This window comes from Hydrocarboniclastica marina (assembly GCF_004851605.1).
Taxonomy (GTDB): Bacteria; Pseudomonadota; Gammaproteobacteria; order Pseudomonadales; family Oleiphilaceae; genus Hydrocarboniclastica; species Hydrocarboniclastica marina.
On the sequence record NZ_CP031093.1, the window covers coordinates 2483453 to 2495735 of the forward strand.

11 protein-coding genes are annotated in these 12283 nt (G+C 57.8%); 7 read left to right on the plus strand and 4 right to left on the minus strand.

Annotated features, from left to right (window positions below; translation table 11 throughout):
- Positions 1 to 214 precede the first annotated feature (214 nt).
- From frr to rpsB, 4 genes are all read right to left on the minus strand, one after another.
- Positions 215 to 772 (minus strand): ribosome recycling factor, encoded by a 558-nt coding sequence (gene frr, locus soil367_RS11020; protein ID WP_136549160.1) that lies wholly within the window; start codon positions 770 to 772, stop codon positions 215 to 217.
- A 24-nt stretch (positions 773 to 796) separates the two neighbouring features.
- Entirely contained in the window at positions 797 to 1531 is a 735-nt protein-coding gene (pyrH, locus tag soil367_RS11025; protein WP_136549161.1) for a UMP kinase, read from the minus strand.
- A 220-nt stretch (positions 1532 to 1751) separates the two neighbouring features.
- Complete coding sequence (gene tsf, locus soil367_RS11030) at positions 1752 to 2612, minus strand: translation elongation factor Ts (protein ID WP_136549162.1); 861 nt, start codon at positions 2610 to 2612, stop codon at positions 1752 to 1754.
- Between the two features lie 108 nt (positions 2613 to 2720).
- Complete coding sequence (gene rpsB / locus soil367_RS11035) at positions 2721 to 3470, minus strand: 30S ribosomal protein S2 (protein WP_136549163.1); 750 nt, start codon at positions 3468 to 3470, stop codon at positions 2721 to 2723.
- Positions 3471 to 3967: 497 nt separating this feature from the next.
- Here rpsB and map point away from each other — a divergent pair, with 497 nt between their 5' ends.
- The 7 genes from map to soil367_RS11070 all read left to right on the plus strand — a co-directional run bounded on the left by map (position 3968) and on the right by soil367_RS11070 (position 12283).
- Entirely contained in the window at positions 3968 to 4759 is a 792-nt protein-coding gene (gene map / locus soil367_RS11040; protein WP_136549164.1) for a type I methionyl aminopeptidase, read from the plus strand.
- Positions 4759 to 7545: a [protein-PII] uridylyltransferase gene (locus tag soil367_RS11045; RefSeq protein WP_136549165.1), complete on the plus strand. Its 2787-nt coding sequence runs from the start codon at positions 4759 to 4761 to the stop codon at positions 7543 to 7545. Before map ends, soil367_RS11045 begins: the two co-directional genes overlap by 1 nt.
- 62 nt (positions 7546 to 7607) lie before the next feature.
- A complete protein-coding gene (gene dapC, locus soil367_RS11050; protein WP_136549166.1) occupies positions 7608 to 8804 on the plus strand; it encodes a succinyldiaminopimelate transaminase in 1197 nt (398 codons plus the stop codon).
- Between the two features lie 80 nt (positions 8805 to 8884).
- Positions 8885 to 9232 (plus strand): ArsC family reductase, encoded by a 348-nt coding sequence (locus tag soil367_RS11055; RefSeq protein WP_136549167.1) that lies wholly within the window; start codon positions 8885 to 8887, stop codon positions 9230 to 9232.
- A gap of 173 nt (positions 9233 to 9405) precedes the next feature.
- Complete coding sequence (dapD, locus tag soil367_RS11060; protein WP_136549168.1) at positions 9406 to 10434, plus strand: 2,3,4,5-tetrahydropyridine-2,6-dicarboxylate N-succinyltransferase; 1029 nt, start codon at positions 9406 to 9408, stop codon at positions 10432 to 10434.
- Positions 10435 to 10613: 179 nt separating this feature from the next.
- Positions 10614 to 11762: a succinyl-diaminopimelate desuccinylase gene (gene dapE, locus soil367_RS11065; protein WP_136549169.1), complete on the plus strand. Its 1149-nt coding sequence runs from the start codon at positions 10614 to 10616 to the stop codon at positions 11760 to 11762.
- A 146-nt stretch (positions 11763 to 11908) separates the two neighbouring features.
- A complete protein-coding gene (locus soil367_RS11070; RefSeq protein ID WP_136549170.1) occupies positions 11909 to 12283 on the plus strand; it encodes a hypothetical protein in 375 nt (124 codons plus the stop codon).

Below are 12283 nucleotides of genomic sequence, written 5' to 3' on the forward strand. Positions count from 1 at the left end.
ACCCTCGTTATGCTTTAAACGCATTCGCGGTCGCCTTAGCGACCGCGAATACTGACTAAAAATTGAGAAGACAACCCCAACTTGAGCAGACAACTCCAACTTGAGCAGAAAGCCTCAAGCGATTCGCTTTTCAGGTTCAGCCTATTTTCTCCGGCCGCTGCCGACAAGCGAAGTTTTGTCTGAAAAAGAGCAGGATAACGTGAACCCGGAAAGGTCACACGGCCATCAAGTCTTCTTCTTTCTTCTTCAGAAGCTGATCGATTTCAGCAATGTAGGAATCTGTTACCTTCTGGATTTCATCCGCGCCGCGGCGCTCATCGTCCTCGGTAATTTCCTTTTCTTTCTGCAGTTCTTTCAGATCACCGTTGGCATCCCGACGGATGTTACGCACGGAAACCCGGGCATTCTCTGCGTCGTTGCGCGCGTGCTTAACCATGTCCCGGCGGGTTTCTTCCGTCAGCATGGGCATGGCCACGCGAATAATTCCACCGTTCGATGACGGGTTCAGCCCAAGATCGGAAGTCAGTATTGCCTTCTCGATCGCTGGCGTCAGGTTCTTTTCCCACGCTGAAATCATCAGGGTGCGATTATCCTCGACCGTGACGTTCGCAACCTGCTTTAGCGGGGTCGGTTCGCCGTAGTAAGGCACCATCACACTATCCAGGATGCTTGCATTAGCGCGCCCGGTGCGGATCTTGTTGAACGCTACCTGCAGCGCTTCAACACTTTTTTTCATGCGCTGCTGCGCGTCTTCTTTGATTTCGTCTATCACTTTGAATTCCTCTCAACTCGCCATTTAGTCTTTGGCGATCAACGTGCCTTCATTCTCGCCCACCACGATGCGCGTGAGGACACCCGGCTTGTTCATATCGAATACCCGGAGGGGCATGTCGTGATCCCGACACAGACAGATGGCAGTCAGGTCCATGACACCCAGCTTCTGGTCCAGCACTTCGTCGTAGGTCAGACGGTCATACCTCAGGGCATTCGGATTCTTGACCGGATCATCAGAGTAGACCCCATCAACCTTTGTTGCCTTGAGCACAATGTCTGCCTCGATTTCTATACCGCGCAGGCAGGCAGCAGAATCGGTTGTGAAGAACGGGTTGCCGGTACCGGCACAGAATACCACGACATCGCCGTCTTTCAGGTCCCTGATCGCCCGGCGGCGGTCGTAGTGGTCCACCACGCCGGTCATGGGAATCGCTGACAACACCCGGGTACGAATATTGGAACGCTCCAGGGAATCACGCATGGCCAGGCCGTTCATTACAGTGGCAAGCATGCCCATATGATCGCCGGTGACCCTATCCATGCCGGCGGCATGCAGCGCTGCACCCCGGAAAAGGTTGCCGCCACCGATCACAAGGCCCACCTGAACGCCTATGCCAACCAGCGCCCCTATCTCCAGGGACATTCTGTCAAGGACCTTGGGATCAATACCGAACTCGTGCTCGCCCACCAGGGCTTCGCCGCTGAGCTTCAACAATATTCGCTTATAACGTGGCTGGGACGGATTCGGGGTAGGCATTCTCACCTCATGAGCTGGCAATTGATGCGGCACCTCTTGCGAGCACGCCCGCTTGAGGCGATCCGGTTTTTACCGGAGTGCTGCCCCGACGTCTACCGGGGCACTTATACAAAGCAGCCGTACGTTTTAACCCGACGCAGCTGAACGTCCGGTTGGACAGTTACTGCGCGGAACGTACGGCTCCACAGAACAACGGCCTCCGTTAGAGGCCGTTGCTGACTTACGACTTGAGCTGAGCTGCCACTTCGGCAGCGAAGTCGACCTGCTCTCGCTCAATGCCTTCGCCCACTTCAAGCCTTACAAAGCGCTCGAGGTCTGCGTTAGCTTCTTTCAGCAGTGCGCCAACCGTCTGGTCAGGGTTCTTGACGAACGGCTGATCAACAAGGCTGTTTTCCTTAAGGAACTTCTTGATCCGCCCGCCCATCATCTTCTCGACGATCTCGTCTGGCTTGCCAGCCATGTCGGGCTGCGCCTTGATGATGTCCTTCTCTTTCTGGACTTCATCTTCAGGCATGTCTTCCGGCTTGGCCACGCGCGGGTTAACCGCAGTCACGTGCATTGCCACATCGCGAGCCAGCTCAGGCTGGCCGGCGCTCAACGCAACAACCGCTGCCATCTTGTTGTTGGAGTGTACGTACCCTTCAACCACAGAACCTTCGATCAGCTCGGCACGACGAACACTGATGTTTTCACCAATTTTCTGGACCAGTGCTTCGCGCTTGGTCTCAAGGCCATCAGCCATCAGCTTGGCGATATCTGTCTCACGCTTCTGGAACGCGGTTTCGAGCACTTCCCGGGCAAAGGCCAGGAAGCTGTCGTCACGTGCAACGAAATCAGTCTCGGAGTTCACTTCAAGTAGGAGGGCGCTGCGATTGTCATCAGCGACACGAACCAGCACCACACCCTCAGCGGCCGTGCGGCCCGCCTTTTTCGCAGCCTTAAGGCCGGATGACTTGCGCATTTCTTCAATTGCTTTTTCGACGTCGCCTTCAACTTCGACCAGCGCCTTCTTGCACTCCATCATGCCAAGACCGGTGCGCTCACGAAGCTCTTTCACCATGGAAGCAGTAATAGCAGCCATTTCAAATCCTCTTCAATTAAGTCTTGTCAGCGAGAAGCCGGGCGCCAGCGTCGCCCGGAAAACGGGTCAGAGTGCAGCGCGTCTGGCGCAGGCACTCTGACAACGCCATTACTCTGCCGCGGGGGCCGAGGGCGCTTCTTCTTCGCTTACCTCAACAAACTCGTTGGGGTTGGTACCGGACTGACTGCCTTCGATGCACGCATCCGCCACAGCTTTGACGTAGATCTGAATCGCACGGATTGCATCGTCATTGCCGGGAATGACGTAGTCAACGCCAGCGGGATCACTGTTAGTATCGACGATAGCGATAACGGGGATGCCCAGCTTGTTGGCTTCCTTGATCGCGATGTTTTCGTGGTCAACGTCAATAATAAACAGTGCGTCGGGCAGACCACCCATGTCCTTGATGCCGCCGATGCTGCGCTCGAGCTTGTCCATTTCACGACGACGATCGAGGGCTTCTTTCTTGGTCAGCTTGTCAAAAGTGCCGTCCTGACTCTGGGCTTCCAGGTCGCGATAACGACGGATGGACTGACGCAGCGTCTTGTAGTTGGTCAGCATGCCACCCAACCAGCGATGGTTGACGAACGGCATGCCACAACGCTCGGCTTCTTCCTTGATAATCTTCGCCGCCGCGCGCTTGGTACCGACGAAGAGGACCTTGTTCTTGCTCTCGGCCAGGCGCTGAACGGTTTTCAGCGCTTCATTCATTGCCGGAACGGTCTGCTCGAGGTTGATGATATGAATCTTGTTACGGGCGCCGAAGATGTACTTTGCCATCTTGGGGTTCCAGTAACGGGTCTGATGCCCGAAGTGAGCGCCTGCCTTGAGCAGGTCCCGCATACTTACTTGTGCCATGTTTCACCTGTATGTGATTGGGTTAGGCCTCCACACATCCCATAAGCCAACCCGTCGTGCGGGCACCCAGGCTAAATGTGTCGATGTGTGTGTGAGATTAGCTGGTGCAATTCGTCATTCAGGCCCCGATAGTGAGAGCCGTGCATTAAGAGTTCCGCAGTCAGCGGGCGCGTTTATACCATATCCCGCCCGCCCAAACCATTAATTTAGCGCCAACGATACCCGCTCATCCCGGCCATAATGCGGCTGTAATCCGCCTGAATCAGCCACTCTTGCCGACGCCATCCTGTATCAGAAGCAACCAGCTCACCGCCGCCTGCCGCCGGGCCAGACCCGCTTTTTTGCGCCAGCAGAGCGGCTGAAAGCCGCGGCCGTGGGGCCGTCAGCCCGCTCTTACAGTGAAGTCCTGCGACGTCCAGCGCGGCCGGTGCTTTTAACTTCACCCCCCGTACCGGTAAAATGACAACTGGTAATCAAACGCAACCGGCTGGAGTGGCATGAACGTATCAATCAAGAGTTCCGAAGAAATCGAGAAGATGCGCGTAGCTGGCAGACTGGCCGCTCAGGTTCTGGAGATGATTGGCGACTATGTAAAGCCGGGCGTAACTACGGAAGAACTCGACCGCATCTGCCACGACTTCATTGTCCACGAGCAAAAAGCCATTCCCGCGCCGCTGAACTATAAGGGCTTCCCGAAATCCGTCTGCATCTCGGCCAACCACGTTATCTGCCACGGCATCCCTAACGAGAAAAAGGTGCTCAAGAACGGCGATATCATCAATATCGACGTGACTGTCATAAAGGACGAGTACCACGGCGACACCAGCAAAATGTTTTTTGTCGGTGAGCCCAAACCCGGCGCCGACCGCTTGGTTCGAATTACGCAGGAGTGCATGTACAAAGGCATCGCCCTGGTCCGCCCCGGTGTTCGTCTCGGCGACATCGGCCATGTCATCCAGCAATACGCAGAGTCAAATCACTACTCCGTCGTGCGCGAGTATTGTGGCCACGGCATCGGCAAGGTTTTCCATGAAGAGCCCCAGGTGATGCATTACGGTCGGCCCGGCACCGGCATGGAAATCCGCGAAGGCATGACTTTTACGATTGAGCCCATGATCAACCAGGGCAAGCGGCATACCAAGCTCCTGCCCGACGGCTGGACTGTGGTTACCAAGGACCATAAGCCGTCAGCCCAGTGGGAACACACGATAGCCGTGACAGCTGATGGCTGCGAGATTCTGACTTTACGCGAAGAAGAGCGGGGCCTGAACCTCGCTGACTGGCGCTGATGACTGAAGCCAACCTGGCCATCAACAACCGGCAGCCGGCCGAGGATGATTACCTCGACCATGGCCCGGTTTCTCCCGTCGGATCCGACGGGCAGCTGTTTCAGCTTGCGCCTGAGTTATCATCAGACGCGTTGCGCAAAATCATCGCCGACGGAACACCCGTAGTGCAGGCATGTCGGGCGATCCTGAAACAGGCGCAGGTCAGCCTTGCCGATGCATTCCGCGCCGGCGCGCCAGTCCGGGAACTCGTCGCTGCCCGGGCTCGTCTGGTCGACGGCATTCTTGGGGTTCTCTGGGAACGGCAGTCCTTTGCCCGGTCGGGTGACATCGCCCTCATAGCGGTCGGCGGCTATGGTCGTGGCGAGTTGCACCCGCATTCCGATATCGACCTCCTGATCCTCACCAGGGACGGGGTTCTGCCTGAGTGGCAGGATGATCTATCAGCGTTTGTGACCCTGCTGTGGGACCTTGGGCTGGACATTGGCCATAGCGTGCGCGGACTGGACGAGTGTGTTGCAGCCGCCAGAGGCGATGTGACCATCCTGACCAACCTGCTTGAGACACGAACCCTGACCGGCCCTGACGATATGCGCCAGAACCTGAGCGCACGCGTCTTTGCCGACGAGGTCTGCACCGACCACGACTACTTTCTCGCCAAACGGGAAGAACAGCGCAAGCGGCACGAGAAATACAGCAATACAGAGTATAACCTTGAGCCTAATCTCAAAGGCTCTCCCGGCGGACTGAGGGATATCCAGAACATAGGCTGGGTTACCAAGCGTCACTTTGGGTTGGCCCACCTTGAGGACCTGACCCGCTTCAGCATCCTCACCCACGAAGAGTATCGGCTGCTGCAGGACGGCGAGACCTTCCTGTGGGAGCTACGCTTTGGCCTACAGATATTGGCCGATCGCAACGAAAACCGGCTACTGTTCGACCATCAGCGCGCGCTCGCTGAGATTCTGGGCTACCGGGACACAGAAGACCGGCTCGGCGTTGAGCTGATGATGCAGCGCTACTACCGTGTCGCCCTGTCGCTCTCGGAGCTGACCGACCTGATCCTGCAGTATCTTGAGGAAGCCATTCTCCGCCGGGATGAGGTTGACGAGATCGTACCTCTCAACAAGCGCTTCCAGTTGCGCAACCGCTATATAGAAGCGATCAATATCCCGGTATTTGCCTACGCGCCCTATGCGATCCTTGAAATATTCGTGCTTATTGCCCAGCACCCGGAGATCCAGGGCATTCGCGCCAGCACAATCCGCGCACTGCGGGCGCACCGCCACCTGATTGACGACGCCTTCCGTAACGATCTCGCGTGTACCAGCCTCTTTATGGAGCTTTTGAAAACGCCCCATGCCCTGGACGACACACTGTCGTACATGAAGCGCTACAACGTTCTTGGCCGCTATCTGCCGGAGTTCGGTGAAATCATCGGCCAGATGCAGTACGACCTGTTTCATACCTACACGGTCGATACCCATACGCTCCGGGTCATCCGCAACATGGTCCGGATGAAGGACGAAGAAAGCCGCGAGCAGTACCCGCTGGCGTCGAGGCTGATCCACCGTCTGCCGAAGATTGAGCTTTTGTTTATCGCCGGCCTTTATCACGACATAGCGAAAGGTCGCGGCGGGGATCACTCAGAGCTCGGCGCGGCCGAGGTGAGCCGCTTCTGTCAGCGTCACCACCTGAGCCTCAGGGACAGCCAGCTCGCCGCCTGGCTGGTTGAGAATCACCTGCTGATGTCGATGACAGCCCAACGTAAAGACATTGCCGACCCTGACATCATCCATAGCTTTGCCCGACAAGTACCCAGCCAGGTACACCTGGACTATCTGTACGTGATGACGGTCTGCGATATCAGCGCGACCAACCCCAAACTCTGGAATACATGGCGCGCCTCCCTCCTGCGTCAGCTTTACATTGAAGCCAAACGGGCGCTCCGGCGTGGCTCGGACACGCCCGTCAATCGTAACGACTGGATCAAGGCAACGCGGTCGGAAGCGCGGGAGATGCTGCACGCCCAGAACTTCAGTGACGAGCAGATCGATGACGTCTGGGAGACCCTGGAGGATGACTATTTCCTGCAGGACTCCACAGTGGATATCGCCTGGCAGACGTCCAGTATCATCCGCCACGGCGATTGCCCCGAGCCACTGGTGCTGATTCGCGACACTCGCGGCGGGCCCAGCGACGGCTACACCCAGATCGTGATCTACATGGCCTCGAGGATGGAGTTGTTTGCGGCAACGACAGCCGTGCTGGAACAGCTCAACCTCAACATCGTCGATGCGCGCATCAGCAGCGGGCTCGGACCCAACAGTCTCAGCAACTACGTGGTACTGGACGAAAAAGGCCAGCCACTGGGCAAGGACCCGGCCAGGCGGGACCGCGTGCGCGAACGCCTGATTGAAGAACTCGACGATCCGGAAGACTACCCCGGCATTATTGATCGCCGCACCTCCCGCCAGCTCAAGCATTTCGCCTTCCCGACCGAGGTCACATTTTCCAATGACACAGTGAACTATCGGACGGTGATGGAGGTTTTCACGCCAGATCGCCCGGGCCTGCTGGCGCGAATTAGCCGCATCCTGCTGGAGAATCGCATCCGACTGGTGAGTGCGAAGATCGCGACGCTGGGCGAGCGGGTCGAGGACGTTTTCTTTATTACCGACGAACAGGGCGAACCCCTGCAGGACGTGCAAAGCTGCCGTGTCCTGCAGGAAGATCTTTGTCGCCAACTGGATGAGGTTTCAGGGGCCGGAGACACCAGGCGCAAGTAACGCCTGGCGTGCACTTACCCCGAACCCATCGGAACCATGCTTTCAGCCGAACCGGACCCTTCATGAATCCGAACCTGAACCAGCTCCACCCCTACCCGTTCGAAAAACTGACCAGGCTCAACCAGGGAATCACGCCTCCTGCCAGCCTGCCGCTGATTTCGCTCTCAATTGGCGAGCCCAAGCATCCAGCGCCGCAGTTCGTGCTCGATGCACTAACGCGAGAGCTGGCTGGGGCCGCGGTTTACCCAACGACCCGAGGCCTACCCCAGCTACGGAGCGCCATCGCCAGTTGGGCCAATAATCGGTTTAACCTTGCCAGTGCGCCGCTCGATCCTGAAGCGAACATCCTGCCGGTGACGGGTACGCGCGAAGCCCTGTTTGCGATTGTCCAGGCCCTGGTCGACCGCACCGCTTCGCCACTGGTGGTCTGCCCTAACCCGTTCTACCAGATTTACGAAGGTGCAGCGCTGCTTGCTGGTGCCGAGCCTCACTACCTGGCCTGCCGCGATGAACTTGACGGGCAGCCAGACTATGACGCCGTACCCGGGGAGATCTGGGACCGCTGCCAGGTGCTGTTTCTGTGCTCGCCGGGCAACCCTAACGGTGCGGTGGCGTCACTGGCACAGCTACAGAAGCTTATTCACCTGGCCGATGCCCATGATTTCGTGATCGCAGCGGACGAGTGTTATTCCGAGATCTATCCGCCGGCGGGGACACCGCCTGTAGGGCTGCTCGAAGCGTGCGCCTCATTGGGACGGAATGATTACAACCGCTGTCTGGCATTCCACAGTCTTTCCAAACGCAGCAACCTGCCCGGCCTGCGCTCGGGATTCGTTGCCGGTGATGCCGGACTGCTGTCGCAGTTTCTGCGTTACCGTACCTATCAGGGCTGCGCCATGCCCGTTCACCACCAGCACGCGAGCATTGCCGCCTGGGGCGACGAGACCCACGTTCAGCAGAACCGCGCGGCCTACCAGGCCAAGTTCGATGCGGTTGTGCCTATTCTTCAGGAGGTGCTCGACGTCAAGGCACCCCAGGCCGGGTTTTATCTGTGGCCGAGAACGCCCGGCAGCGATGAGGCTTTTGCCCAGGATCTGCTTCAACACTGTGGCGTTGCAGTATTGCCGGGACGCTACCTTTCCCGGGACATAGCCGGCGACAACCCTGGCGCCGGGCGCGTGCGTATGGCGATGGTTGCCCCGCTTGAGGAGTGTGTCGAGGCGGCAAAGCGCATTCGGGACTTCCTGCGCAGCCAGTGAATGCAGACGCCGTGCTTAAACAGACGATTTCCAGTCCCTGCCTTTGCCGGGACAGATTGATAAGCTTCAGGTAGAACTGGATGATTACGGTATTCGGAATAAAGAACTGCGACACTATCAAGAAAACAAAAGCCTGGCTGGAAGCGAACGAAGTACCGTACCAGTTTCATGATTACCGGAAGGACGGCATTGACCAGGCGCTGCTCGAGCGGCTGGAATCCCGGCTCGGCTGGGAAGCACTACTGAATCGCCGGGGCACGACCTGGCGCAAACTCCCGGAAACCGTTCGTGATAATATAGACCGCCAGAGCGCGCTGGCTGCCATGCTGGAGCAGCCGGCCATGATCAAAAGACCGATAGTGATTGACGACAACATCGCATCAATCGGCTTTGACGCGGCCAACTGGGAAAACACCTTAAAAGCTTAGTCGCCGGTCTCCGGCCGAGGATTCGTCAAGTGCCTTTCTGAATCGCAAAGCTACTGGGATAACCGGCAGCGCGGTCTGCACTTGCGGCCTGCAGCTGCGGTAAGCCCCGGGCCAGACCCAACCTCGCGCAACTAAAAACTGAACCTTAAACAAATACAGGAGTATCGCCCCCAATGAGCTTTGCATTCGGCATCGGCATCGGCACCCAGAACAAACAACGCAGCTGGCTTGAGGTTTACTATCAGGATCCGCTGTACATGCCGGATCCCGACCTCGTCGACACAGCACGGGAGGCGCTGGGCCAGAAGGCTGGCAATGTCGCCATCGAGCTCGATAAAGCCCAACTGGAGAAACTGGTTACAGCGCTTGAGCAAGGTGGCTTTGAGGAGCAGGCCAGGTTGGCCAAGCGTTGCCTGAAAAGCGTCCGCCCTGTCGTGGTGACCCTGCTCGACAGCGACGACACCGCTGCGACTACGCCCGAGGTCTACCTGAAGCTGCACTTGCTCTCGCACCGTCTGGTCAAACCGCATCAGGTCAACCTTCAGGGGATCTTCGCACTGCTCCCCAACCTGGCCTGGACCAGTGAAGGCGCGATAGATCTGGATGAGCTGCCCTCGCGTCAGCTCAAAGCCCGCTCCGAAGACCGGGTGCTCGAAGTTAAATCTGTCGATAAGTTCCCCCAGATGACCGACTACGTCGTTCCGCGCGGGGTAAGAATCGCAGACACTGCACGCGTGCGCCTGGGTGCCTACATCGGCGAAGGAACCACCGTCATGCACGAGGGTTTCGTCAATTTCAATGCCGGCACCGAAGGCAAGTCGATGATCGAGGGGCGCATCTCCGCCGGCGTCATTGTTGGCGAAGGGTCGGATCTCGGCGGAGGCTGCTCAACCATGGGCACACTATCCGGGGGCGGTAACATTGTCATATCCATTGGCAAAAACTGCCTGCTCGGTGCAAACGCAGGTGTCGGCATACCTCTTGGAGACCGCTGCACTGTGGAAGCCGGGTTGTATCTGACCTCCGGCACCAAGGTCGCCGTGCTCGACGACCAGAACCGCACCGCCAAAACGGTGAAAGCACGGGATCTCGCCGGCCAGTCCGACCTGCTGTTCCGTCGCAACTCAGAGAATGGCGCTGTGGAATGCAAAACCAACCGCACGGCAATAGAACTGAATGAGGTCCTGCACGCCAACAACTGATACCTGCACGCAACAACCAGTAACAGGGACGCGAGGCGTTCCTGTTCAGGAAGTCAGCCTGCGGGATCTGGGCCATCAGTTGGATACCTGTCTTACGACGGAACTCTCCTGGCCCGTATAATCCAGTCCGCCGGCACGTGCGGGCATTAGTCTCATACCCAACCTGATGCGGAACCGCCATGAATTCGCCCGCCACAACCCTGTCCCAGACACTGCTGCTTGCCCAAGCGCTTATTCGTCGCGAATCTGTGACACCAGATGATGCCGGATGCCAGGCCATGTTGGGCGAACGCCTGGGGGCATTGGGCTTTACCGTAGAGCGCATGCGTTTCGGCGAGGTGGAGAACATCTGGGCACGCAGAGGCACCGCCGGACCTGTCCTGGCGTTCGCAGGGCATACAGATGTGGTTCCGACCGGGCCGCTTGAAGATTGGGACCTGCCACCCTTCGAGGCGACCCTCGAAGATGGCTACCTCTTTGGCCGCGGCGCAGCGGATATGAAAGGCAGTATTGCCGCCTATGTGACTGCCTGCGAGCGTTTCATCGAACAGCATCCCGATCACACGGGCTCTCTCGCGTTTCTGATCACCAGCGATGAGGAAGGCCCGGCCGCTGACGGCACCGTGAAAGTGATCGAGGCCCTGGAAGGCCGGGGCGAAAAAATCGACTGGTGCCTTATCGGTGAGCCCTCGAGCACCCACTCACTCGGCGATGTAGTTAAAAATGGCCGACGCGGGTCCCTCCACGGTTATCTGACCGTTAAAGGTATCCAGGGCCATGTTGCCTACCCTCACCTTGCGGAAAATCCGGTCCATATGGCAGCCCCTGCCCTGGGCGAGCTGGCGGAAACGGTCTGGGATAGCGGCAATGAGTTTTTCCCGGCGACCACTTTTCAGATAACCAGCGTTCAAGCAGGAACAGGCAGTAATGTTATTCCGGGTCAGCTGAAAGTAACTTTCAATTTCCGTTACTGCACCGAAGTTACCGCCGACGATCTGAAACAACACGTCCGAATGATTCTTGACCGCCACGGCCTGCGCTACGAACTGGACTGGCACCTGAGCGGCGAACCCTTTCTGACTGAGCGAGGGCCACTCGTCGAAGCAGCAGTGAGCGCAATTGCCGAAGTGACCGGAACCGAGACAGAACTGTCGACCTCCGGCGGAACATCGGATGGTCGTTTTATCGCGCCGACTGGCGCTCAAGTTCTCGAGTTGGGACCACTCAACGCCACCATTCACAAGCTCAACGAGTGTGTTCGCGTAGAAGATCTGGACAACCTCTCGCTCATCTACCAGCGCATCCTGGAACGACTGCTGACTGCCTGAAGCCCTAATGCACGGCCTGAGCACTGTTTTCAGCACTGTTTTCAGCACTGTTTCAGCACTATCTGAGCACTGTTCAACACTATTCAAGCAATGTTCAAGCACCGTTTAAGCACTGCCTGAGCCGCCAGCTCTACTGAGGAAATTGTATGAACGATATCGAAATCTACCTCAAGGATCCCGATCCCGCGGCGGTACAGGACTGGCTGGAACGGCATTTCGACCGGGTTCAGCTAAGTGTCAGCGGCAACGGTAAAGCGCATACCGGGCACGCCGAGCTGAAAGGGCGCTCAGTGCCAGTCAAGCTGTTCCTGAAAGCGGTGGGCCAATACGCCAGCCTGCTCTTCGATGGTCCCGATACACCATGGGATGACGACCTGAGCTGCGCCCGCGACGCGCATAGCAGTCTCGGTGTTGAGGTGCGCTGCGCAGCGGACGCCTGGCATGAAGGTGAAGATATGCATGATGAACTGTGGTGGAGCCTAAGCGAAAAGGGCGAGCGTCAGATTCAATGGCCCCAATAG

Bases quoted from the DNA above. Each gene is read 5' to 3' on its own strand.
- pyrH (WP_136549161.1), bottom strand. From the start codon at position 1,531: ATGCCTACCCCGAATCCGTCCCAGCCACGTTATAAGCGAATATTGTTG.
- tsf (WP_136549162.1), bottom strand. From the start codon at position 2,612: ATGGCTGCTATTACTGCTTCCATGGTGAAAGAGCTTCGTGAGCGCACC.
- rpsB (WP_136549163.1), bottom strand. From the start codon at position 3,470: ATGGCACAAGTAAGTATGCGGGACCTGCTCAAGGCAGGCGCTCACTTC.
- map (WP_136549164.1), top strand. From the start codon at position 3,968: ATGAACGTATCAATCAAGAGTTCCGAAGAAATCGAGAAGATGCGCGTA.
- soil367_RS11045 (WP_136549165.1), top strand. From the start codon at position 4,759: ATGACTGAAGCCAACCTGGCCATCAACAACCGGCAGCCGGCCGAGGAT.
- dapC (WP_136549166.1), top strand. From the start codon at position 7,608: ATGAATCCGAACCTGAACCAGCTCCACCCCTACCCGTTCGAAAAACTG.
- soil367_RS11055 (WP_136549167.1), top strand. From the start codon at position 8,885: ATGATTACGGTATTCGGAATAAAGAACTGCGACACTATCAAGAAAACA.
- dapD (WP_136549168.1), top strand. From the start codon at position 9,406: ATGAGCTTTGCATTCGGCATCGGCATCGGCACCCAGAACAAACAACGC.
- dapE (WP_136549169.1), top strand. From the start codon at position 10,614: ATGAATTCGCCCGCCACAACCCTGTCCCAGACACTGCTGCTTGCCCAA.
- soil367_RS11070 (WP_136549170.1), top strand. From the start codon at position 11,909: ATGAACGATATCGAAATCTACCTCAAGGATCCCGATCCCGCGGCGGTA.